The 23703-nt window shown below is 61.1% G+C and carries 21 protein-coding genes; 4 read left to right on the top strand and 17 right to left on the bottom strand.

The window, feature by feature from the left end; genetic code table 11:
• Positions 1 to 340: 340 nt before the first annotated feature.
• Positions 341 to 1168, bottom strand: a complete 828-nt coding sequence (locus CIB54_RS22440; protein ID WP_101220999.1) for a formyl transferase — start codon at positions 1166 to 1168, stop codon at positions 341 to 343.
• A 198-nt stretch (positions 1169 to 1366) separates the two neighbouring features.
• Here CIB54_RS22440 and CIB54_RS22435 point away from each other — a divergent pair, with 198 nt between their 5' ends.
• Together CIB54_RS22435 and CIB54_RS22430 are read left to right on the top strand one after the other, a co-directional pair.
• Complete coding sequence (locus CIB54_RS22435; protein WP_065952833.1) at positions 1367 to 3019, top strand: cyclic peptide export ABC transporter; 1653 nt, start codon at positions 1367 to 1369, stop codon at positions 3017 to 3019.
• Between the two features lie 108 nt (positions 3020 to 3127).
• Positions 3128 to 5569: a TonB-dependent siderophore receptor gene (locus CIB54_RS22430; RefSeq protein ID WP_101220998.1), complete on the top strand. Its 2442-nt coding sequence runs from the start codon at positions 3128 to 3130 to the stop codon at positions 5567 to 5569.
• 161 nt (positions 5570 to 5730) lie between these two features.
• On the opposite strand, the gene CIB54_RS22425 is transcribed toward CIB54_RS22430, so the two are convergent.
• Positions 5731 to 7062, bottom strand: coding sequence for an APC family permease (locus tag CIB54_RS22425; RefSeq protein WP_232790595.1), 1332 nt, complete (start codon positions 7060 to 7062; stop codon positions 5731 to 5733).
• Between the two features lie 401 nt (positions 7063 to 7463).
• On the opposite strand from CIB54_RS22425, the gene CIB54_RS22415 reads away from it, so the two are divergent.
• The gene (locus tag CIB54_RS22415) at positions 7464 to 8738 is read left to right on the top strand and encodes a glycoside hydrolase family 68 protein (protein WP_101220996.1); all 1275 of its coding nucleotides are present in this window, start codon (positions 7464 to 7466) and stop codon (positions 8736 to 8738) included.
• Between the two features lie 107 nt (positions 8739 to 8845).
• On the opposite strand, the gene CIB54_RS22410 is transcribed toward CIB54_RS22415, so the two are convergent.
• From CIB54_RS22410 to CIB54_RS22355, 12 genes are all read right to left on the bottom strand, one after another.
• Positions 8846 to 9475, bottom strand: a complete 630-nt coding sequence (locus tag CIB54_RS22410; RefSeq protein ID WP_065952838.1) for a LysE family translocator — start codon at positions 9473 to 9475, stop codon at positions 8846 to 8848.
• Positions 9476 to 9751: 276 nt separating this feature from the next.
• Entirely contained in the window at positions 9752 to 10354 is a 603-nt protein-coding gene (locus CIB54_RS22405; RefSeq protein ID WP_232790594.1) for a hypothetical protein, read from the bottom strand.
• The gene (locus CIB54_RS22400; RefSeq protein ID WP_065952840.1) at positions 10354 to 11052 is read right to left on the bottom strand and encodes a hypothetical protein; all 699 of its coding nucleotides are present in this window, start codon (positions 11050 to 11052) and stop codon (positions 10354 to 10356) included. The genes CIB54_RS22405 and CIB54_RS22400 overlap by 1 nt, the downstream gene beginning before the upstream one ends.
• A gap of 95 nt (positions 11053 to 11147) precedes the next feature.
• The gene (pstB, locus tag CIB54_RS22395) at positions 11148 to 11909 is read right to left on the bottom strand and encodes a phosphate ABC transporter ATP-binding protein PstB (protein WP_065888298.1); all 762 of its coding nucleotides are present in this window, start codon (positions 11907 to 11909) and stop codon (positions 11148 to 11150) included.
• Positions 11910 to 11985: 76 nt separating this feature from the next.
• Positions 11986 to 12879, bottom strand: a complete 894-nt coding sequence (pstA, locus tag CIB54_RS22390) for a phosphate ABC transporter permease PstA (protein ID WP_065952842.1) — start codon at positions 12877 to 12879, stop codon at positions 11986 to 11988.
• Positions 12876 to 13844, bottom strand: a complete 969-nt coding sequence (gene pstC / locus CIB54_RS22385; RefSeq protein WP_101220995.1) for a phosphate ABC transporter permease subunit PstC — start codon at positions 13842 to 13844, stop codon at positions 12876 to 12878. Before pstC ends, pstA begins: the two co-directional genes overlap by 4 nt.
• 74 nt (positions 13845 to 13918) lie before the next feature.
• Complete coding sequence (pstS, locus tag CIB54_RS22380; protein WP_057725519.1) at positions 13919 to 14947, bottom strand: phosphate ABC transporter substrate-binding protein PstS; 1029 nt, start codon at positions 14945 to 14947, stop codon at positions 13919 to 13921.
• 205 nt (positions 14948 to 15152) lie between these two features.
• Entirely contained in the window at positions 15153 to 15914 is a 762-nt protein-coding gene (locus tag CIB54_RS22375; RefSeq protein WP_101220994.1) for an SDR family oxidoreductase, read from the bottom strand.
• A 29-nt stretch (positions 15915 to 15943) separates the two neighbouring features.
• The gene (locus tag CIB54_RS22370; RefSeq protein WP_065952845.1) at positions 15944 to 16771 is read right to left on the bottom strand and encodes a DMT family transporter; all 828 of its coding nucleotides are present in this window, start codon (positions 16769 to 16771) and stop codon (positions 15944 to 15946) included.
• 74 nt (positions 16772 to 16845) lie between these two features.
• Positions 16846 to 17751 (bottom strand): LysR substrate-binding domain-containing protein, encoded by a 906-nt coding sequence (locus CIB54_RS22365; RefSeq protein ID WP_101220993.1) that lies wholly within the window; start codon positions 17749 to 17751, stop codon positions 16846 to 16848.
• Positions 17752 to 17822: 71 nt separating this feature from the next.
• Positions 17823 to 19013, bottom strand: coding sequence for a sensor histidine kinase (locus tag CIB54_RS22360; protein WP_101220992.1), 1191 nt, complete (start codon positions 19011 to 19013; stop codon positions 17823 to 17825).
• Between the two features lie 5 nt (positions 19014 to 19018).
• Positions 19019 to 19708 carry a response regulator gene (locus CIB54_RS22355; RefSeq protein WP_101220991.1) on the bottom strand — a complete coding sequence of 230 codons (690 nt, stop codon included), beginning with the start codon at positions 19706 to 19708 and terminating at the stop codon, positions 19019 to 19021.
• Between the two features lie 233 nt (positions 19709 to 19941).
• Here CIB54_RS22355 and CIB54_RS22350 point away from each other — a divergent pair, with 233 nt between their 5' ends.
• Positions 19942 to 21162, top strand: coding sequence for an alginate lyase family protein (locus CIB54_RS22350; protein ID WP_101220990.1), 1221 nt, complete (start codon positions 19942 to 19944; stop codon positions 21160 to 21162).
• Between the two features lie 139 nt (positions 21163 to 21301).
• Here CIB54_RS22350 and CIB54_RS22345 read toward each other — a convergent pair whose 3' ends face one another.
• Genes CIB54_RS22345 through CIB54_RS22335 form a run of 3 tightly spaced genes read right to left on the bottom strand, consistent with a single transcriptional unit; the run spans position 21302 to position 23686 of the window.
• Positions 21302 to 22372, bottom strand: a complete 1071-nt coding sequence (locus CIB54_RS22345) for a protein-glutamate methylesterase/protein-glutamine glutaminase (protein ID WP_101220989.1) — start codon at positions 22370 to 22372, stop codon at positions 21302 to 21304.
• Entirely contained in the window at positions 22369 to 22890 is a 522-nt protein-coding gene (locus tag CIB54_RS22340; RefSeq protein ID WP_101220988.1) for a chemotaxis protein CheD, read from the bottom strand. The genes CIB54_RS22345 and CIB54_RS22340 overlap by 4 nt, the downstream gene beginning before the upstream one ends.
• Positions 22883 to 23686: a CheR family methyltransferase gene (locus CIB54_RS22335; protein WP_101220987.1), complete on the bottom strand. Its 804-nt coding sequence runs from the start codon at positions 23684 to 23686 to the stop codon at positions 22883 to 22885. The genes CIB54_RS22340 and CIB54_RS22335 overlap by 8 nt, the downstream gene beginning before the upstream one ends.
• Positions 23687 to 23703 lie beyond the last annotated feature (17 nt).

Raw genomic sequence — 23703 nt, 5'->3', positions numbered from 1 at the left:
CTCCCACATTTGAACGCCACGCATCAGGAGGAACGTATTTACCCGCAGACGCGGCGTGACTGGATTGGTTTCCGTGTAGTGCGCGACCTCTAAGCCATACACCAACCCAATGTGGGAGGGGGCTTGCCCCCGATGAGGCACTGTCAGTGCATGCATCTGCGCCTGACACACCGCCATCGGGGGCAAGCCCCCCTCCCACATTTGAACGCCACGCATCAGGAGGAACGTATTTACCCGCAGACGCGGCATGACTGGATTGGTTTCCGTGTAATACGCGTGCTCCAGGCCATACACCAAGCCCCTCCCACACTTTGACTTTCATACCACTCGAAGAGTGTACTCAGCCCTTCTGGGCCAACCGCTCGAGGCCTTCATGCAGCGCCGGGAACAGGCTGTTGTTGAAGTTGTTCCAGCGCAGTTCGAGGATGGTGTCTTGCGGCGAAATCTCGGTCTTCAATACGTCGTGGAACACTTCGCCGGAATCAATGCCGTTATCCACATAGTGGAATGACGCACCGGTGAGGTACAGCGGCTCCGAAGGCTTGGTGGCCCTGGTCGCCCAGTCCACCACGGTCTGCCCACGTGCGCCATACAACGCGTTCCAGGTGGCATAGGCACCACGGCGTTCGTAAGGCGATTCGATACGGGTGATACCCGGATGGATGTTCATGATGCGCCGTGCAAACGGCGCGCCTGGACGCACCAGTTCATCGAGGATCACCAGCAAGCCATCGAGCACCACAATGTCGGCTTTCAACTCGACCAGCACGTCATGCAGGCGTCGTTCGAAACCCTGTTTGCCGGCGATATGCTCGGCGCTGCCCCGAGGCAGGCGACGATAGGTCGACGGCACGCTCAGCAACAGGTCGTTGACCAACTTGCCCTGCACGCGCAGGTCGGCCGGGTACAACCATGGACGGCCAGGCGTGCAGGCGAAACCGTAGTCGGCGACCAGTGCCTGATCCCGCGGGTTGTGCTCATCATCGTCGTACACCACCCCGACCAGATTGTAGGCGTCGCCCAGCGCGGTGTCGTTGAGCGAGCCCACCAGAAACTCCAGCACCGACTTCATGTAGCGCTCATGGTCCTTGTAGGCCACCGGCTGCCCGGCCTTGTCGGCGGCAGCATTTCTCAGGGACCAGACATACACCAGGTTCTTTTTCGTCATTGTTTCGCTCTCGCAGAAGGAATACGTACGGCGTGAATACCCGTGCGCCTACACAACAAGAACGAACCAGCCCTCGCGCAATTTATCCAGCGCCGTCACCGCCCGGCACACCGAGCTAAATAGTCGCGCCGACACTTCGTTTGTCATGGGTAAGGGTCTGTGTGCCCAGCCCCTCTTTTCACTCTCCGGGATGTATTTATGACCGACCCCAAACGCGGCGCCTTCAAAGGCTTGCTCGCCCTGCTCCGGCCCTTTCGCACCATTGTGACGGTCTCCGTTGCCCTCGGCATGGTGGGCGGCCTGGCTATTACATTGCTGCTGGCGACCATCAATAACGCGCTGCATTCGGCGGCCGGCATGACCCAGGGCGTGGTCCTGACGTTTGCGGCGCTGTGCGTGGTGGCGCTGCTCAGTTCGATCATTTCCGACATCGGCACCAACTACGTCGGGCAACGGATCATCGCCGCCCTGCGCAAGGACCTGGGCGAGAAGGTGTTATCGGCGCCCATCGGCCAGATCGAACGCTATCGCTCCCATCGCCTGATCCCGGTGCTGACCCACGACGTCGACACCATCAGCGACTTTTCCTTCGCGTTCACGCCGCTGGCCATCGCGGCCACGGTCACCCTCGGTTGCCTGGGCTACCTGGCCTACCTGTCGGTGCCGATGTTCCTGATGATGGTGGTGGCGATCATTATCGGCAGCGCCGTGCAGTTCATCGCCGGCGGCAAAGGCATCCAGGGCTTCGACCTGGCGCGCAGCCATGAAGACGAGTTGCAGCGTTACTACAACGCCATTGCGTCCGGCGCCAAGGAACTGCGCATGCACCGGCCACGGCGGTTTCGCATGAACACCCACCGCATCCAGGAAACCGCTGACCGCATCAGCGATATCCAGGTGCGTTCGGTCAACATCTACATCCTGGCCAAGACGTTTGGCTCGATGCTGTTCTTCGTGGTCATCGGCCTGGCCCTGGCGATGCAGGCGTATAACCCCAACCCGGACCCGACGGTGATCACCGGCTTCGTGCTGGTGCTGCTGTACATGAAAGGCCCGTTGGAACACCTGCTGGGTTACCTGCCCGTGGTGGGCAAGGCCAAGATCGCATTTGGCCGCATCAGTGAACTGTCGGAGCGTTTTTCGTCGCCCGAACCGCACCTGCTGATGGACGACAGCGAAGCGCCCAAACCGGTGGTCAACAGCCTCGAACTGCGCGATGTAAGCTACAGCCCGCCAGCGGTCGAAGGCAGCGAGCCGTTCCACCTGGGGCCGATCAACCTGAGTATCCAGCAAGGCGATATCGTGTTTATCGTCGGTGAAAACGGCAGCGGCAAGACCACCCTGATCAAACTGCTGCTGGGTCTTTACCCACCTCAGGGCGGCGAGATTCGCCTGAATGGCGAAGCGGTCACCGACCCTGAGCGCGATGACTATCGCCAGCTGTTCACCACGGTGTTTTCCGACTATTACCTGTTCGACGACCTGGTCCAAGGCAGCGCCACCCAGTCCCTGGACAGCGCCACCAAGTACCTGGAACGCCTGGAAATCGCGCACAAGGTCAGCGTCAAGGACGGCGTGTTCAGCACCACCGACCTGTCCACCGGCCAGCGCAAGCGCCTGGCATTGGTCAACGCCTGGCTGGAAGAACGCCCGGTGCTGGTGTTCGACGAATGGGCCGCCGACCAGGACCCGGCCTTCCGCCGGATCTTCTACACCGAGCTGTTGCCGGACCTCAAGCGCCTGGGCAAGACCATCATCGTGATCAGCCACGACGACCGTTATTTCGACATCGCCGACCAGCTGGTACGCCTGCGCGCCGGTCAGGTGGTACACGAAATGGAGCCCGCGTGAATTTTATTTTCCGGTTTTTCCAGGTAGGAACGTCTCACTAGTGGTAATGAGAATTAACCTCAATAGATACGATAACTGCCCACTTAAAACCTAGAAGAGAAAGCATCCATGCCAGCACGACTCGGTCTGAGCCCCCTGAGCAAAGCGTTATCCATGCGCAGGGCCCTGAACATGAACCTTCTTCCGAGTGCCCTGGCACTGGCAGTGTCGCTGCCGATTGCAGGCTACGTTCAGGCCCAGGAGATCGAGTTGAACATTCCTGCACAGCCGCTGGGGAGCGCGCTGCAGGAATTTGGCCGCCAGACCAATGTGCAAGTGTTGTACAGCCCTGGCGACGTGCAGGGTAAGAACAGTCGCGCAATCAACGGCAAGATGCAGCCGCAGCAGGCCATCGATGCGTTGCTGGCAGGCAGCCAGACCACCTACAGCCTTAACGGCAATACCTTGACGGTGGCCGCTGCCAGCGCAGGTGGCGGGCTGGAACTGAGCCCGACCGAGGTCACCGCCAACTACCTGGGCAACATCACCGAAGGTTCGGGCTCCTACACCCCGGGCACCATCGCCACCGCCACGCGCCTGACCCTGACGCCCCGGCAAACGCCGCAGTCGATCACCGTGGTCACTCGCCAGCACATCGAGGACTTCGGCCTCAACAACATGGATGACGTGATGCGCCACACCCCGGGCATCACGGTGTCTGCCTATGACAGCGACCGTACCAACTACTACTCCCGGGGTTTCTCGGTCAACAGCTTCCAGTACGACGGTATTCCTTCCACCGTGCGCAACGTCGGTTACTCGGCGGGCAATACCTTGAGCGACATGGCGATCTACGACCGTGTCGAAGTGCTCAAGGGCGCTACCGGCCTGCTCAACGGCGCCGGCTCCCTGGGGGCGACCATCAACCTGATCCGCAAGAAACCGACCTCGGATTTCAAAGGGCATGTGCAATTGGGCGCCGGCTCCTGGGACAACTACCGCAGTGAAGTGGATGTCAGCGGGCCCCTGACCGACAGCGGCAACATCCGTGGGCGTGCGGTGGCCGCGTACCAGGACAAGAAGTCGTTCATGGACCACTACTCGCGCAAGACCGAAACCTACTACGGCATTACCGAATTCGACCTGTCCCCCGACACCCTGCTGACCGTGGGCTTCGACTACCAGGACAACGTTCCGCAGGGTTCGAGCTGGTCCGGCTCCTTCCCGCTGGTAAACTCCAACGGCAGCATCAACAAGATGCCGCGCTCCTACAACAACGGCACCACTTGGAGTTCCTGGGAGCAGAACACCCGTACCGCGTTCGCCATGCTCGAGCATGACCTGGGCGACGGCTGGGTGACCAAGTTCCAGCTCGACCACAAGATCAACGGCTACCACGCCGACCTCGGTTCGATTCAGTTCGTCCAGCCGGCAGCCGATGGCACCGCCGAAATCAACGGGCAGAAGTACACCGGCGAAACCAAAAGCACCTCCGCCGACCTCTACGCCACCGGACCTTTCAGCCTGTTCGGCCGTGAACATGAGCTGGTGGTGGGCGGCTCGATCGGCACCTCGCGCTGGCAGGGCAAGGGTTACTGGTCCCCGGAATGGCCGGGCGGCAACAAAGTCGATTTCTATAACTGGAACGGCCACCTCGCCAAGCCTATCTACGGCCCGGCCCAGCAGTACATCGATGACACCATCCGCCAGACGGGTTACTACGTGACCACACGCTTGAACGTGATGGATGACCTGAACGTGATCCTCGGCGGGCGCGTAGCCAACTATCACGTCACCGGTAACAACCCTTCCTACAAGGAAACCGGGCGGTTCATTCCTTATGCCGGGGTGATCTACGACCTCAACGACAACTTCTCGGCGTACGCCAGCTACACCGACATTTTCCAGCCTCAGGAAAGTACCTATAAAGACCGCAACGAAAAACTGCTGGAACCGGACGAAGGACAAAACTACGAGATTGGCCTCAAGGGTGAGTTCTTCGATGGCCGCCTGAACACCAACATCGCTTACTTCGAAGTGCATGAGACCAACCGTGCGATCTCCGACGATGCGTACAACAACCAGACGCCGACCCCGCGGAACTATGCATTCAAAGGCTCCAAGGCCGTGACCAAGGGCTACGAAGCGGAAATCACCGGTGAGTTGAGCCCGGGCTGGCAAGTGCAAGGTGGCTACACCCACAAAATCGTGCGCGATGACGACGACAAGAAGATCTCCACCTTCGAGCCCGAGCATCAGGTCAACCTGAACACCACCTACAAGCTCAAGGGTGACCTGGACAAGTTCACCATCGGCGGCGGCGTGCGCTGGCAGACCAAGGGCTGGAACGAGATCTGGAACGGGCCACTCGAAACCAATCAGGACATCACCCAGGAATCCTACTGGCTGGTGGACCTGATGACCCGCTACCAGGTCACCAAGAACCTGTCGGCAACGGTCAACTTCAACAACATCTTCGACAAGTCCTACTACACCAACGTCGGTTTCTATAACTCCGCCGCCTACGGCGAGCCGCGTAACGTGATGGTCAGTACGCGTTGGGACTTCTGACGTGATGCCTTGATCACCATGGTGATCAAAAATAACGCCCGGTGAGCGCAGCACGCTCTCCGGGCGTTTTTATTTGTGCCATGGGTGGAGAAGTGTCAGCCACCCACGAGGCGACCGACCCGCAGCCATCGGCGGCATAGGCAGCGACACGGTGGGTGTACTCAACTCGCCTGCACAGCCGGCGTCGCCAATCGATTGCAGCCATACAGCACCATGCCCAGCACAATCAGCGCCCCACCGCGCAACCAGGTATCCAGGCTTTGCTGGCTAAGCAGAATCAGGCACGAAACAATCGCCAGCACCGGCACCCAGCTCGGCACACGAAAATGCTTCTCCTCAATGGTGTCACGCCGCAATACCAGCACCGCCAGGTTGGTACTAAGGAACACGAACAGCAGCAACAAAACCACTGTCTCGGCCAATGCCGCCAGCGTGCCGGTCAATGTCAAGGCGATGGCCACGGCCGTGCTGGCAATGATCGCCAGCCAAGGCGTACGGCGCTTGGCCAGCACGCGCGACAACGGCTCCGGCAACAGGCCCATGCGCGCCATGCCGTAGGTCAGGCGGCTGGCCATGACCATTGTCAACAGCGCGCCATTGGCGACCGCCACCAAGGCGATGAAGGCAAACAATTGCGGTGGAATATTCAGGCCCGAGGCGCTCACCACTTCAAGCAGCGGTGCCGACGTGGCTGTCAGCTTGTCCATCGGCAGCACCACGGAGGCGGCAACACCGACCGCCATATACACGATGCCCGCCACGATCAATGCGGCGAACAGCGCACGCGGATAAACCTTGCGCACACCACGGATTTCTTCCGCCAGATTGGCCGACGTCTCGAAGCCGACGAACGAATAGAACGCCAGTAGTGCAGCGCCGAGCACGGCGAGCATCGGATTGATGCCGGGCTTGAATTCGAACGCTCGCCCCAGGTTGGCTTCGCCGGAGTGGAAACACCAGGCTGCGGCAACCACCACCAACAGCAGCCCGGACAGTTCCACGCACGTCATCACCATATTGGCGCCCAGCGATTCCTTGATCCCGCGGGCATTCAACAGCGCAATCACCAGCAGAAAGACCAGCGCCGCCCAGTGCGGCGGCACGTCAACGAACGCCGCCAGGTAGTCACCGGCAAACGCCAGGGATAACCCGGCGGCGCTGGTCACGGCGGCTGCAAGCATGCAAAAGCCCACCAGGAACGAAATCAGCGGCGACTTGAACGCCTTTTCGGCGAACACCGACGCGGCGCCTGCATGGGGGTATTTGGTCACCAATTCGGCGTACGAGCCGGCCGTGAGCATGGCGAAGAACAACGCCACCAGCAGCGGCACCCAGATCGCCCCGCCGACCTGGCCGGCGATGGTTCCGGCCAGCGCATACACGCCTGCGCCGAGCACATCGCCCAGGATGAACAGGAACAACATCGGGCCGGTTACGGCGCGGCGCAAGGACGGCTTGGAAGGTTCGGCGTGGCTGAGGCTGGATTCGGTCATGGACGGCTCTGGCGGCGGGTTGCAGTCAGCAATCATCCGGCGCAGGCCGGCTGAAGCGGGGCTATCTGCAATGGAGAATGCCTGCGCGGCCAAAGTTCCGTTATTTGGTCGCGCCTATACCTACCTCTCGGCCGGGGGCTTCGCGAATGGGCTCGTCGATCCGTGCCTGAAGCCCGGGGGCATGTTCCAGCCGCTCCTATTGCCCTTGAGCATGTTCGGGCCTGCTGCTGCGCTCAGCAGAACGTCTGTAAAAATCCCAGGCTGAAACGTGTCAGCCAAGGCATCACCCAAAAATATGCATAAATGCATTTTAGCCCTTGACCCGAGTGAGCCAGTCTTTTAAAGTCGAATCACTGTATATGAATACAGTATTTATCTTACCTTCATGGACGAGGTTTCCTATGAAAAGCACCACTGAAAAATTTGGCAAAACACCCCACCTACCCAGCCTGTGGACCCGCGCCGATGCGCTCAAAGTCCATGCGGACGACCCCACCACCACCCAGCCACTGGTCAGTGCCGACTTCCCGGTGCTGAGCGATAAGGTGTTTATCTGGGACACCATGCCGCTGCGTGACATTGATGGAAATATCACCTCCGTCGATGGCTGGTCGGTGATCTTCACCCTGACCGCGGATCGTCACCCCAACGACCCGCAGTACCTCGATCAGAACGGTAACTACGACATCGCCCGCGACTGGAACGATCGCCATGGTCGGGCAAAGATGTACTACTGGTACTCCCGCACCGGCAAGGACTGGAAACTCGGCGGCCGGGTAATGGCCGAAGGCGTTTCGCCAACGGTGCGCGAATGGGCCGGCACGCCGATCCTGTTGAACGAGCAAGGCGAGGTGGACCTCTACTACACCGCCGTCACGCCGGGCGCGACCATCGTCAAGGTCCGTGGCCGCGTGGTGACCACCGAGCATGGCGTCAGCCTGGTGGGCTTCGAGAAGGTCAAGCCGTTGTTCGAGGCCGACGGCAAGATGTACCAGACCGAAGCGCAGAACGCCTTCTGGGGTTTCCGCGATCCATGGCCGTTCCGCGACCCGAAGGACGGCAAGCTGTACATGCTGTTCGAAGGCAACGTGGCCGGCGAGCGCGGCTCGCACAAGGTGGGCAAGGCAGAAATCGGCGATGTGCCGCCCGGTTATGAAGACGTCGGCAACTCGCGCTTCCAGACCGCCTGCGTGGGTATCGCCGTGGCCCGTGACGAAGACGGGGACGACTGGGAAATGCTGCCGCCGCTGCTGACCGCAGTCGGCGTCAACGACCAGACCGAACGTCCGCACTTCGTGTTCCAGGACGGCAAGTATTACCTGTTCACCATCAGCCACACCTTCACCTACGGCGACGGTGTAACAGGGCCGGATGGGGTGTACGGTTTTGTCGCAGACTCGCTGTTCGGCCCTTACGTGCCCTTGAACGGTTCCGGCCTGGTCCTGGGAAATCCGTCCTCCCAGCCCTTCCAGACCTACTCCCACTGCGTAATGCCCAACGGCCTGGTGACTTCCTTCATCGACAGCGTACCCACCGGCGAAAGCGGGACACAGATGCGCATCGGCGGCACCGAGGCACCGACCGTGGGCATCAAGATCAAAGGGCAGCAGACATTCGTGGTCGCCGAGTATGACTACGGTTACATCCCGCCGATGGTTGACGTCACGCTCAAGTAAGCAAGGCAAACGGACGTCGTAGCGTCTATTTCATAAACCACAGGGTAAAAAAGCCACTCGATCGAGTGGCTTTTTTACGCAAGTTACGCACCGGCTACCCGGATAACTCATGCCGGCCGCGACGTGAACGCCAGGCGAACTGCCAGCAATACCAATACGAATGCCAGGCCCCGCGACTGCCACTTTGCGGGCTCGCCTTGGTGGGTAGCGTAACCCCGGATGATTCCCCCCATCAGGCCCAGCACGACGTGAAAAATGATCGCGATCAAGGTTAATACCAACCCCAGGATGACTATTTGCAAGGCGACCGCCGCACTGCCGCGCACAACGAACTGCGGCAAAAACACCATGAAAAACAGCAGCGCTTTCGGGTTGAGCAACGAATTGAGCATCGCACGAATGAACACCGACATCAGCGACATCTGGAGGGTGGCATGCGTTGAACCTCCGGCACGAACCCGCAGGGCGTTCCAGGCCATCCAGAGTAGATAGAACGCGCCGGCCCAGCGGATCAGGTCGAACGAGGGCGGCCACTGAGCTATGGCGGCGGTGAGGCCGGCGGCGGTGAGCGCGGTCAGTACGAGGTCGGCCGCGCCGATGCCCAATGCGGCAGCGACGCCGCCACGCCAGCCGTAGCTCGCGCCGTGCGCAATCACAAAGGCCATATTGGGGCCAGGAGACATCAGTAACAGCAACACGGCCCCTGCGAACAGCAACAGCGTCGATGGCTCTACCATGAGCGCTCCAGATCGCCGTAATAGACGTTGTGAGGCGCGCTGCCATGGGGGGTCGCTGCGCGTTGGATCAGCCAGAGTGGCGCAATCACAGCGTCATGAAAAGCCGCTGCTCTTTCAAGGTCGGTGCACCTGAGCGTAACGTGACTGAACATGCCTCAATCGATTCGACGCCGCTGGAACGGTTGCCTCCTGCGCGCCGGGTTCGCCTCCTTGCTGTATGTGAATGGGAGCCTACGCTCGCCCATTGATACACACAAAGAATTGTCCTGGATACATTCAACCGGACCATTGTCCACGCGCCAGGATCGAGTTGGCGACAGTCCTTTTCGGCTCTAGCGACAGTGCGGTGTTGCGCGGCGCCTTGTGGCTGACCAGCCGCGGCCAACCGAGCTGCGCGCGGACAATGACCACGGCTTCCAGGACTTTCTGCGCCCAGCGTACATCCTGCGGATTAACCACGACCACGCGGAACCCATGATCAGCCCCTTCAATCTGCACGCCCTCGGAATCATCAACGTGCAAGTCGATATCGAATGCCGGCGGATACTTCGAAGGCGCATTCGACAGCCCATGCCCGGTCAGGGCGCGGTTGTGCAGCACACTGTTAACGACCCCATCGACGCGGATTCCATAGAGCAACAGCCAGCGGCGGATGTAGGACGGTGTGCGGCCGGACGATGTATAGACCCAGACGCTGCACCCCTGGCGACGCAAATCGCGGATCAGGGAACGTGTACCGATGCGCAACGGCTCACCCAGCCAACGATGCACACAGGCCGGCAGCCAGCTGGTTTCGACAGCGCAGTGGTGGAGCTGGCAGGCCAGCGTGTCATCGATATCAAATGAAATACGCAGGCGTTGACGCTTGAATCTGCGCATCAGTGGCCTCCCTGTCGTTTGGGCAGCGGCGTGCCGCTGAGGAAAAATTTGTTGGGATCAGGCGCCTGGTTCTCCAGGAACGCTGCGTACTTCTTCTTGATCTTGGGCAACTCGTACAACGCCTTGACGCCATGTTTGGCAGAGTTGCGTATCACCGAGGACGGGTTGAAGTAGCCCTCGGCATTTTCAAGCGTCAGCACGAACGGCGGCAAACCTGCACGCATGAGCAGATAGCTGACGATAAGCGACCCACTGCGGTTGTTGCCTTCAATGAACAACTGCGGCTTGCTGAGGATGCGCACATAAACGCCGGCCGCCCGCTTCCAGACCGATTCGCTGCGATACGCGCAGTACCAGTTGAACAGGTCCTTGATGCCGCCTTCGACGTTATTGAAGAAATGCTCCTCGGTGGCCGCAAGGTGCTGCGCGTATTCCACGCGCCGCGCCGGGTCTCGACCGCACAGCACGGTGGCGTTGATTTCCAGCATCAGGTTCAGCTGATGAAGATCAAACAGGTCAACGCCGCGTGCGACATAGTCGTCAATCAACGCATAGCCTTCAAGCACATTGAGCAGCACTTCGTCGGTCAAGGGGTCACGCGGCTCGGTGAAGTGACGGCTAAGCTCGGCGAAGCGCTCCTGCACTTCGCGCAATGCGCGTTCGATGGCTGGCAGATCCAGGCGATGCGTTGCAGACATTGAAACTCCTTGGAAACACGAGGTAAAAAATCTACCGGTTCACGCCACATCCATTTGGCGTTTGCACGTAGGCGGCGCAGGCCGGACGGTGTTGCTCAGCTGAACTTGCCGCTGATGTAATCTTCGGTCATTTGCTCGCGCGGCTTGCCGAAAATCTGCGCGGTCGGGCCCATCTCGACCAGATACCCCGTGCGCGTGCCCTGAGAAATATCCACCGAGAAAAACGCCGTGGTGTCCGCCACACGGATCGCCTGCTGCATGTTGTGGGTCACCAGCGCGATGGTGTAATCCTTCTTCAGCTCGACCATCAGTTCCTCGACGCGACGGGTGGCAATCGGGTCGAGCGCCGAGCACGGTTCATCCAGCAGCAACACTTCCGGCTCGGTGGCGATCGCGCGTGCGATACACAGACGTTGCTGCTGGCCGCCGGAGAGCGACAAACCGCTGACCTTCAACTTGTCCTTGACCTCGTCCCACAGGGCGGCGCCTTGCAGCGCGTGTTTGACGCGGTCGCCCAGGTCGCCCTTGTAGCGATTGAGGCGCAGGCCAAAGGCGACGTTGTCGAAGATGCTCATCGAGAACGGGTTCGGCTGCTGGAACACCATGCCGATGTAACGACGCACGACCACAGGATCGACGCCCTTGCCGTACACGTCCTGGCCGAGAAAATGCACATGCCCTTCGAAACGAAAGCCCTTGACCAGGTCATTCATGCGGTTGAGGCTGCGCAGCACGGTGCTTTTGCCACAGCCGGAAGGCCCGATGAAACCGGTGATCTTGTTTTTTTCGATCGGCACGTGGCTGTCACGCACGGCCATGAAGTTGCCGTAGAAAATCTTGTCCAGCTTGCAGTCCATGACCACAGGCGACTGGGTCACAAACGGAGCGGCTATTTGCGCAGTGGATACGTTCAAAATTCAGGTGCTCCCGCTCTTAGTACTTGGGTTTGCCGAAAATACGGCTCACGACATTCACGACCAGCACGATCATCACCAGCACCAGCGAAGCCGCCCACGCGAGTTCAAGCTGATTGTCGAAGGGCATGCCGGAGAAGTTGTAGATCAGCACGGCCAACGAGGCTGTCGGGTTCATGACGGCCAGGTTGCCGTCGTGGTAGATCCAGTAGTTGCTGAACAGCGCGGTGAACAGCAATGGCGCGGTTTCGCCGGCAGCGCGCGCCACGGCCAGCATGACGCCGGTCAGGATCGCCGGCAGGCCGGTGGGCAAGACGATTTTCCAGATCACCTGCGAACGGGTGCAACCCATGCCGTAGGCAGCGTCCTTCATGATCTTGGGCACCATGCGCATCGACTCTTCAGCCGTCAGCACCACAATCGGCAGCATCAGCACGGCCAGCGCCACGCCACCTGCCGGTGCCGAGTAGGTCCCGGTGGTCATCACCACCAGCGCGTAGGCAAACACCCCGGCCAGAATGGACGGCAAGCCGGTGAGCATCTTGGCGGCAAAGCGCGCAGCGTTCGCCAGCTTGCTGTCAGGCCCCAGCTCCGCGAGAAACACCGCGGCCAGGATACCGACCGGCACGGCGATGGCCGCCGCAATGCCGACCATGACCAAGGTGCCGGCCATGGCGTTGCCGAAGCCACCGCCAGTCTCGAAACCGGTCGGCGGCAGCTCGGTGAAGAGCTCCAGGCTCAGGCGCGCACCGCCTCGGGTGATCAGCATATACAGCACGGAGATCAGCGGTACGCTGGCCAGCAGCGCACCGAACCAGACCAGCGTGGTCAAGACCAGGCTGCGCAGGGCGCGGCCTTCGAAGCGACGCTGCAGGCTGGGCAGCGCGGCGGCAGGCGTGGTGAGGTTGGTCATTGGCGAGTCCCCCGCTGGGCGTAGAGCATGATCATCGAACCCGCGACGTTGACCAGCAGCGTGATGAACATCAGCACCAGCGCCGCGTACATCAACACCTCGATCTCGTTCGGCCCGGCCTCGGGAAAGTTCAGCGCCAACAAGGCCGCCAGGGTATTGGCCGGTGCAAACAGGGACAGGGAAATGTTGTTTGCGTTACCCACCAGCATCGCCAGGGCCATGGTTTCCCCCAGGGCGCGGCCCAGGCCCAGCACCAGGGAGCCGAAGATACCGGTGGCGGCCGACGGCACCATCACCTTGAGAATCGCTTCCCAGTGCGTCGTGCCCATGCCGTAGGCAGCCTGTTTGGTTTTCATGGGCACCGCGGTGAGCGCGTCCTGGGACACCGCGGCAATGGTCGGCAGGATCATGATCGCCAATACCAGCGCGGCCGGCAGCAGGCCCGGCCCGCTCAGGGACGTACCGAAAAAGGGAATCCAGCCCAGTTCTGTATTGAGCCACGCCGTCAGCGGCCGGATGGCGGGAATGACCACGTAGATGCCCCACAGGCCGTACACCACACTGGGGATTGCCGCGAGCAATTCGACGATGGTGCGAAACACCGCAGCCAGCTTGGCGGGAAGGAAATCCTGGGTGAGGAAAATCGCCATGCTGACGCCAAAAAAGCCGGCGATCAGCAACGCGATGAAGGCACTGTACAGCGTGCCCCAAATCGCCGGCAGAATGCCGTACTTGCCTTGGTTGACATCCCAGACACTGCCCAGCAGCATGTCGAAACCGTGCTTTTCCATGCCTGGAAGGGCCTTGCGCCCTACTTCGAACACCAGCGCGAAGACCAGCGCCAGCACCAGCACCACGCCGATGCGTGCAAGCGCACGGAAGGTGCGATCCATCACGAAGTCCTTGGTGGACGGCGGCTGGCACGCAGAGTCCGGGTTACCCGGTACGACAAAAGGTGTGTTCATGGATTAATTCCGAAACAGGGAGGAAACGCTTCCGACAGGGCTGACCGCCCACGCCGGAAGCGACCTGACACGCCTTACTGGATGTTGGCGGACGCCTTGCGAACCTGCTCGACTACCGAAGGCGGCAGCGGGATGTAGCCCATGGAGTCAGCGATTTTCTGACCTTCGGTCAGGCTGTACTCGACCATTTCACGCATGGCCTTGGCCTTGGCCGGGTTGCCGTTGTCCTTGCGGAAAATCATCCAGGTGTAGGACGTGATCGGGTAGGACTTGGCGCCGTCCGGGTCCGGCAGCCAGGCCACCAGGCTTTCCGGCATCTTCACCGCGGCCAGTGCTTCTGCACCGCTTTCGGCATTGGGCACAACATACTGGCCGGCCTTGTTCTGCAACTGGGCGAAGTCAACCTTGGCCAGTTTGGCGAAACCGTATTCGATGTAGCCAATCGCGCCTGGCGTCTGGCGTACGGTGGCGGTCACACCGTCGTTCTTGGGCGACTTGATGAACTTGTCGGTGGCCGGCCAGTTGACGGTGTTGCCTTCACCCAATGCCTCTTTGAAGCCAGGGTTGATCGCCGCCAGGTGCTTGGTGAATACCGCGGTGGTGCCACTGGAGTCGGCACGCACCACGACGGTGATAGGCGTAGCCGGCAGCTTCAGGTCCGGGTTGGCGGCAACGATCTTCGGATCGTTCCACTGGGTGATCTTGCCCAGGAAGATATCGGAGTACACGTCGCGCGGCAGCTTCAGACCCTTCGGGTTGCCCGGCAGGTTGTAGGCCAGCACGATTTCGCCGGCGGTCATCGGCAGCAGTTGCACACCTTCGGCAACCTTGGCGATGTCTTCGTCTTTCATCGCGGAGTCACTGGCGGCGAAGTCGACGGTTTTGTTCAGGAAGTCCTGTACCCCCGCCCCGCTGCCCTTGGACTGGTAGTCAACCGTGACGCCCGCACTTTTCTTGCTGAAATCCTTGAACCAGGTGAGGTAGATCGGGGCCGGGAAACTGGCCCCGGAACCGGTCAGGCGGATGCTTTCGGCAGCAAACACCGAAGTGGCGCTCAGAGAAACCGCGACGGCGAGTGCAGCAGACTTCATCAAGCTTTTCATTCAGGAACTCCGTGGTGTAATTTCGGGCTCCCGGGACTGTGCAGCAGCTTTGTTACGATTTTATGAAAAATCCATGGCAGACGTGTTTTTGCCCCCTTTTGCCGGTGCAAACTGGCATTTTGCCGTGATTGATTCGTAACAAATTGCGACTAACAGGCGTATCCGTCCCTTTCGGGCGCGAAACGAGACGAAGACGCCCGCCGGCTTACCTGCCGCCCGTCACGTCAAGGAATGTGCCGGTCACAAACGACGCTTCGGCGCCGGCCAGCCAGAGAATGGCCTGCGCCACTTCCTCCGGTTGGCCGCCGCGCCCCATGGGAATCGAGTCCTTGACGCGATCCACGCGGCCCGGCTCGCCGCCGCTGGCGTGCATCTCGGTGTAGATGTGCCCGGGGCGAACACAGTTGACGCGTATGCCCTCGCGCGCCACTTCCTTGGCAAACCCGATGGTAAATGTCTCCAGGGCGCCCTTTGACGCCGCATAGTCGATGTATTCGTTGGGGCTGCCCAGGCGTGCCGCGCCGGAAGACACATTGATCACCACCCCGCCCGGCCCGTTGTGCCGGTAAGCCATGCGCTTGACCGCCTGCTGGGCACAGAGCATCGGGCCGATGGCATTGACCGCGAAGATACGTTGCATGCGTTCAAAGCCAAGATCCTCCAGGCGCGACTGGGTCTGCAGCACCCCGGCGTTATTGACCAGTACATCAATGCGCCCGAACGTGCGGTCGATGGCCGCGAACAACTGCGCAACCTGTTCGGGGTCTGCGCTGTCGGCCCGCACGGCCAGGGCCCTGCGCCCCACTGCCTGCACATCCGCCACCACCGCCAACGCCGCCGCTTCACTGGCCACGTAGCTGATAGCGACGTCATAACCCTTGGCGGCGGCCAGCCGAGCGGTGGCTGCCCCCACGCCGCGACTGCCTCCGGTGATCAGGATCAAGGGTGCCTGTGTGACCTTTTCCATTTCAATGACCTCCTGCGTTATTGGCTGTATCAGCCGATGATAAGCGTGCCGGCTACGATCACGACACACGCCAGGATCCGGCGCACGGTGAGCGTCTCGCCGAGAAACAGGTAGCCGATCAACAGCGCAAACAGCACGCTGGTTTCGCGCAATGCCGATACCGCGCCCAGGGGCGCTTCGTTCATGGCGTAGATAACGATTGCGTAGGCCAGCAAGGAGACCAGCCCGCCGAGCACAGCGGTCAACAGGCCGGGCCGCACGCAGAACAGGCTGCGAGCATCGCGCAGGCCGATGTACACCACCGGCATCAGCACGCCCCACAAGGCGCACATCCATGCAGTGTAAGCCAGCGGCGCGCCGGAGAGCCTGGCACCGATACCGTCGACGACGCTGTAGGCCGCGATGAAGCAGCCGGTGCCCAGCGCATAGGGCAGGCTGGGAACCGACAGGCTGCGCCCCTTGAACGCCAGCGAAATGATCCCGCCAGAGACCAGCGTGATACCCAGCAACTGGCCGGGCGCGATGCGCTCGCCGGCAAACACGGCGGCACCCAGGGTGATCAGGGCCGGCGACGACCCACGCGAAATCGGATAGATCTGCCCCAGGTCACCGACCCGATAGCTGCGCACCAGAAACAGGTTGTAGCCCACATGCAGTAACGCTGAGAGCAGCGCATACCCCCAGCTCTCAGTCGCGGGTATTGGCATGAACGCTGCGGCGACGCTGCAGGTGATGGCGATGGCAATACACATCACCGTCATCGACCACAGCCGGTCGGCACCGCCACGCAGCAGCGCATTCCAGCTGGCGTGCAGGAGCGCGGCGAAAAGAACCAGGCAAACAAGATGGATAGGCATGCGCCATCTTAGGCAGCCCGGCACCGGAACGACAGCGAAGTTTGCTCATTGCGCCATGAACGAATACTCATACCCTAGTGAGCGGCCTGTTGCACTTTCAGCGCCTCGGCCATCAACCACTGTCGCAAGTCGAGGATGTGCGGCTGTGCCTCGACGCCCTTGGGGCAGACGAAATAGTAGGCCAGCGGCGATGGGAACGGCACATCGAACAGCCGTACCAGACGGCCATCGCTGATTTCGTTTTCCACGTGGCCGCTGCGCACCAAGGCTACGCCCTGGCCGAGCAAGGCGGCCTCGACCGTCATATTGCTGTCACCGAACCTGACACTTTCCCTGAGCGGTGAAAACCCCAGCCCCACGGCTTGAAACCAGGCCTCCCATTTCGGCACCAGTTCGGCGCCATCGCGGGTCAGCAGCGGCAAACGCAACAACTCGGCCGGATCGCGCGGTGTTCCGAGGCGCTGCAGCAAGTCGGGGCTGGCCACCGGAAACACCTGCTCGCCGAACAGGAACTGCGAATACAGACCGGGATAACTGCCCTTGCCCAGCCGAATCGCGACATCGGCCTGGCCTCCCGAGAAGTGGATGATCTTGTCGGTGGTGTCCAGCGACACCAGCAGCTCGGGGTGCTGACGGGCCAGGCTCGGCAAGCGCGGCAGCAGCCATTTGAGTGCGAACGAATAGGTGGTGCTGACGCTGAGTCGAACCCGGCCTTTTTGCTCGCGCAGATCGCCCAGGGTCGCCTCCAGGCTGATGAAGAATTCGCGCACGATGGGCGCCAGCGTAGCCCCCGCTGCCGTGAGGCGTAGCGGTTGACCGCGTTCAAACAGCTGCAGCCCCCACAGCGTTTCCAGATGCTTGAGCTGGTGGCTGACCGCGCTCTGGCTCACATGCAGTTCCTGGGCGGCGGCTGTAAAGGTCGGATGCCGCGTGGCGGCTTCAAACGCGCGCAAGGTGGCGGTCGGCGGCAGGTCTCTCATCGGCAGGGTCTCGGCGAATGGGCAGGAACAGGTTGGGCATGAGCTCAGGCTCATGTTACGCCGAGTCAGTCCTACACCGGAAACTGTGCCCTGATCAGCGTGCCACCCTCGTCCAGGTTGCTGGCGGTCATGGCGCCGCCATGGGCCTGGCAGATCGCCCGGGCGATGGACAAGCCTAGCCCGCTGCCGCCCGAGTAACGCGCCCTGGAGCGTTCAGCCCGCCAGAAGCGATCAAATACGCTGTCCAGATGCTGTGCTTCGATGCCCGGGCCACGGTCACCGATTTCAATCACTACCTGGTCTTGAACCTGACACGCCACAATATTCAACTCACCGCCGCCTGCCGCATAACGCAGCAGGTTATCAACCAGAATGTTGATGACCTGGCCCAGGCGATCGCGATCGGCATACACCCGCAGCCCATCGGTCATACTGACCTGTGTTCGAACGCCGGCCTGATCCAATTGCGGCTCAAACCAGGCCAGCCGTTCGGCCACCAGCGCCATCAGGGGGAAATCGCTGCGCTCGAGCACCAACCGGCCAGCCCTGGCCATCGACAACAGGTGCAAATCATCCACCAGTTTGCTCAGCTGATCGAGCTGACGCTTGACCATGCCCAACTGCGCCGCATCGCTGGGAAACACCTCGTCAAGCATACCCTGCACGCGCCCCATGGCGGCATTCAACGGCGTGCGCAGCTCGTGGGCAATGACCGCGCTGGACTCTCGCACGTCACGCTCATAGCGCTCCAGTTGGGTGCTCATGCTGTTGAAGTCGCTGACCAAGCGTTGCAGCTCGTCGGGTGCAGCGCGGTGGACCGGCAGGCGCGTCAGGAAATCCCCGCCGGCGACGCGCCTGGCGCCCTGGGCAATCGCCGAAAACTGGCTGGACAAGGGCCGCGAAAACCACAGGCCGCAAGCAATGATGATGGGGATGGCGGCCAGCACCAGGCCAACCAGTACCAGCCAGTCGTGATTGGCGATGGCCGGCTGGAAATAGTCCAGGGGGTAGTACTGGGCAACCAATTGACGCAAGCGTGGCTCGTTGAGCCCTGGATCGGCGCGCAGTTGCTGCAGCTCTTCGCGCAGCCCCGGCGGCAGATGCTGCACAAAACTCCAATCCGCCAGCGTGATGTTGATCCACATGCACACCGAGATCACCACCACCGCGCCGATCGCCAGCAGGCTCATGCGCATGCCGATCCAGCGCCACAGTGGTTTGTCGTTGATCTGCGATTTATCCGCAGGGGGTTTATCCAACATGGGGCTCACCTGAACCGATAGCCAATGGAGCGCACCGTCACCAGTACCCCGGCGATGCCATGGGTTTCCAGCTTGCGGCGCAGGTTGTGCACATGGGTATCGACGACACGGGCCAGGGCTTCGCTTTCCGGCAGGCAGATTTCCAGCAGCTCGTCACGGGTGAAGGCCTTGGACGGGGTCTGGAGCAACGTCACCAGCAGCTTGAATTCCGTCGGCGTCAGGTCCAGCCATTGCGGTGATGCATCGCCCTGCTCAATGGCTGCGGTAAAAGCATCGAGATCCACCCGCAGGTTTTCATGGCGCAACAGGTGTGCCACCGGCTGGTTGCCGGTGGTGCGTCGCAGCACCGCCTGCACCCTCGCCACCACTTCGCGCGGGCTGTAGGGCTTGACCACATAGTCGTCCGCGCCGTAGCGCAAGGCGCCAAGCTTTTCCGGTTCGTCGCCCATGGCCGTGACCATGATCACCGGCGTGTCACTGCTGCGGCGCACGGCGGACAACACCTCGGTGCCACTCAAGCGCGGCAGCATCACGTCGAGCAATATCAGGTCGGGCTGCCAGCTCTTGTGCAGGTCGAGACCGCGCTGACCGTCTTCGGCCAAGGCCACCTCATAGCCATCGCGGCGCAGATAGGCTTCGAGAATGCTGGCGCTGTCGGCGTCGTCTTCGACAATGAGGATACGTTTTCCTGACACAAAGAAGCCTCTTGATGAAACCTTGATAATTTGCGAACGGTTTATTGAAAGTCCGCTGCCAGGATTGCCCTGTGCCCGATTTTCGCGAACCGATCCTATGCCTACCACCGCACTGCTGTCCAAGCCTATCAACTCGCCTGAACGGCTCCCTGCAAGCGCCAGCTGTTTCATCCCCGGGGCCGAGCGTGGCCCTGTCCGTATGGCTGTCTACGCCGCATGAGGTTGGGCACACGATGATTTCTTTCAAGCACCTCTGCACAATGGCCATGCTGCTCGGCGCGCTGTCGATAAGCATCGACAGTCAAGCCTCCTCCACCCGGCCCTCCGATGCATTCGTCCATCCGGGCCTGCTCCAGACCCAGGCGGACTTCACGCGAATACGCGAAAAACTGGCCAACCAGAACCCGCCATGGCTGGGCGGCTGGCAAAAGCTGATCGCCAACCCGCATGCATCATTGGCCTGGCAGTCCAATCCGGTGCCCGTGGTGTATCGCACTTCAGATGGTTTGAATAACGACAGCACGCTGTTCAACGACGCCGCCGCAGCCTATGCACTGGCCCTGCGCTGGCAGATCTCGCAAGACCCCGCCTATGCCGACAAGGCCGTGGGCATTTTGAACCAGTGGTCTTCCACGCTTACCGCGATCAAGGGCGAACGCGGCAAGTCCCTGATGGCAGGCTTGACCGGCTATCAACTGGCCAACGCGGCCGAACTGCTGCGCAGCTACCCGCAGTGGCAGGCGGCGGACGTTCATCGATTCCAGGGCATGCTGCTCAGCGTGTTCTATCCCATCAGTCATGATTTCCTGATGCGTCACGACGGGAGCCCGCCTGATCGTCATGGGGCCCACTGGGACCTGGCCAGCATGAACTCAATACTGGCCATCGGCGTACTGACGGACCGCCGCGACCTTTACAACGAGGCCGTCGACTACTTCAAGCACGGCACCGGTAACGGCGCCATCGAACACGCGGTCTGGAAGCTCCACGGCAATGGCCTGGGGCAAGTCCAGGAAAGCGGGCGGGATCAGGCATACGCCATGCTCGACATCGCCTTGCTCGGCAGTTTCTGCCAGATGGCCTGGAGCCAGGGCGACGACCTGTTCGGCTACCAGAACAACCGCGTACTGCAGGGCGCCGAGTATGTGGCCCAGTACAACCTGGGCCACGACGTTCCCTTTACCCCTTTGCTCAACCGCAGGTTCAACCAGAGGGTCATCTCGGCCAACCATCGGGGCGAAATCCGTCCGATATGGGAGCTGCTGTACAACCACTACGTCGTGCGCAAAAGCCTCAGCGCGCCGAATGTGAAAGCCATGGCCAATAACGTCCAGGTGGAGGGAGGCGGCGGCGATTATGGCCGCGACAGCGGTGGCTACGACCAATTGGGGTATGGAACATTGCTGTATTCGTTGGGCGAATATGGTGTGTCAGACGCTGAACTGGTGCCGTAAGAGACGCCAGCACCTGCAAGTCGGCGGCACCGGCACCACTGAATCACTGGGCAAGGCCATCGCCGCTGCGGTCTGAAACCGGGAAAAGCGTTTGGAGGAGTCAAGGCGTCGGGGGAAAGAACGCGGCCCCCGCCAACAGTCAGCGACGCGGGTGCATGGATTGAAGAATCGCCGCCGAAATTTGCTCGAGCGGCAACTCGCGCTCCACCGCGCCGAGCTTGAACGCCTCCCTGGGCATGCCGTACACCACGCACGACTCTTCATTCTGGCCGAGAGTACGCGCACCGCTGTCGTGCATTTCCTTCAGCCCACGCGCGCCATCGTCGCCCATGCCCGTCATGATGATGCCCAACGCGTTACCGCCGGCACTGCGGGCAACGGAGCGGAACAGCACATCAACAGAGGGCCGGTGCCGGCTCACGGGCGGGCCGTCGACGATTTCCACCTGGTATTGGGCACCATTACGCTTGAGCACCATGTGCCGCCCGCCCGGGGCGATCAACGCGCAGCCGGGGATGACCCTGTCGCCGTTTTTCGCTTCCCTGACCTCGATGTCACACAACCGATTGAGTCGCTCGGCAAACGCCGCGGTGAAGTGCTCAGGCATATGCTGCACGATCACGATGCCCGGGCATACCCTGGGCAACCCGGTCAACACCAACTCCAGGGCTTGAGTGCCACCGGTGGAGGTGCCGATGGCAACAATGTTTTCGGTGGTGCGCGCCATCGCCTGGGTGCCCGCGGGCAGAATGACATCAGCGTTCAACCTTGGGGCTGAACGTTCGCCGCACGGCACCATCCGTTTCATGTTGGCCCTGGCCGCCGCCTTGACGGCGCCCGCCAACTCATCGGTACTGTCGGTCAGGAACTGGCGCAAGTTCAACTGCGGCTTGGTGACGATACTGACGGCACCGGCGGCCAACGCTTGCATGGTGGTGGCCGCGCCCTTCTCGGTCAAGGTCGAGCAGATGACCACCGGCGTGGGATGTTCAGCCATGAGTTTCTTGAGGAACGTAATGCCGTCCATCCGCGGCATCTCGACGTCCAGCACAATCACATCCGGCCATTGCTTGTTCATTTTATCCATGGCGAATACCGGATCTGCCGCCGCGCCGATCACCTCGATGGCGGGGTCTTGCCCCAGCGTCGCCGTCAATACCTGACGAACCACGGCAGAGTCGTCAATGATCAGTACTTTGATAAGACTCATAGCGCACGCTCTCGTTGAGAACTGCTGAGGGGGCGCTGCAGCGCCAGGTAATTAAGTTGGATATTGCCATTGGCCAGGTCGAATACCACGGTGCGGTACCCCACGCCTTCCACGTGCCAGTTCAAACACCGCAAGTGATGCACATCGAGCAGGCGCCGGGCTTGCTCGACATTGCGTTGCCCGACGTAATGGTTGTCCGGACGCGCCAGCCCGGGAAACATATTCCCGCCGCCATATACATTGATTCTGAACTCCGTCGCCGGCACCTTGCTCGCGCGCATGGCATCGAGCAGCAGTTGCAGCGCTTCATTACCATAGCGACCGTCCAGGGGCTTCGCGCTCGTCGCAGCACGCTGGGGCAGCAGGTAGTGACACATACCGCCCAACAAGCGCTGCGGATGCCAGAACACCAGGGCCACGCAGGAGCCCAGCACCGTGCGCAGCCGGATCGCGCCGGTGCCGAAAAACCAGTCGCCAGGATTGAGGAACACTTCGCGGCAAGCTTGAGTGTCAGGCATGTGGCCTCCGATAGATCGAAGGCTTGACCAGCTTCAGCTCATCGGTCACGCCGTTGAGGCTTTCCGAGTGGCTGACCAGAAAATAGCCGCCAGGCTTGAGATGGCTGACCAGACGCTTGACCACTTGCACCTTGGTGTCATTGTCGAAATAGATCATCACGTTGCGCAGGAAGATCACGTCGAACAGGCCGACTTTCGGCAGCGGATTGTTCAGATTGATCGCCTGGAAATCGATTTTCGCCGCGAGCGCCGGTTCGACCATGAAGCAACCGTGATTGGCACCGACGCCCTTGAGGCAATATTTGTGCAGCAGCGCTTCTGGGATGCCGCGTATTCCTTCGAGGGGGTAGCGCCCTTGGCGGGCTTTATCCAACACGCGGCTGCTGATATCCGACGCCATGATTTCCCAAGGCCGACCGACCAGGTTGTCGGCCAGGACCATTGCCAGGGTGTAGGGCTCCTCACCGGTGGAGCAGGCGCCACTCCAGACCCGTAACGTGCCGCTGCCGCGCAGTTCCGGCAGGGCCACCTCGCGCAGGAAGTCAAAATGCTTGGGTTCGCGAAAAAAATAGGTTTCGTTGGTGGTCAGCATGTCTACCGCCACCTGCAACTCCGTCGAGTCCTTCATCAATACCTTGTAGTAAGCGCCGTAGGTCGTGAGTTCGAACGCCTGCAGCCGCTTGGCAAGCCGTGTGCTGACCAGCTGTTTTTTAGCGTCGGACAGGCTGATGCCGGCGATCTGATGGATAAGGCTGCGAAATTGCTGGAACTCGGTGTCGGAGAGAATCACGTTCATGAGGGCACCCCAAAAAG

This window comes from Pseudomonas fluorescens, from assembly GCF_002837185.1.
Classification (GTDB): domain Bacteria; phylum Pseudomonadota; class Gammaproteobacteria; order Pseudomonadales; family Pseudomonadaceae; genus Aquipseudomonas; species Aquipseudomonas fluorescens_AM.
Note: the sequence above shows the minus strand (reverse complement) of the source record. Positions and strands in the feature narration are given on the sequence as shown.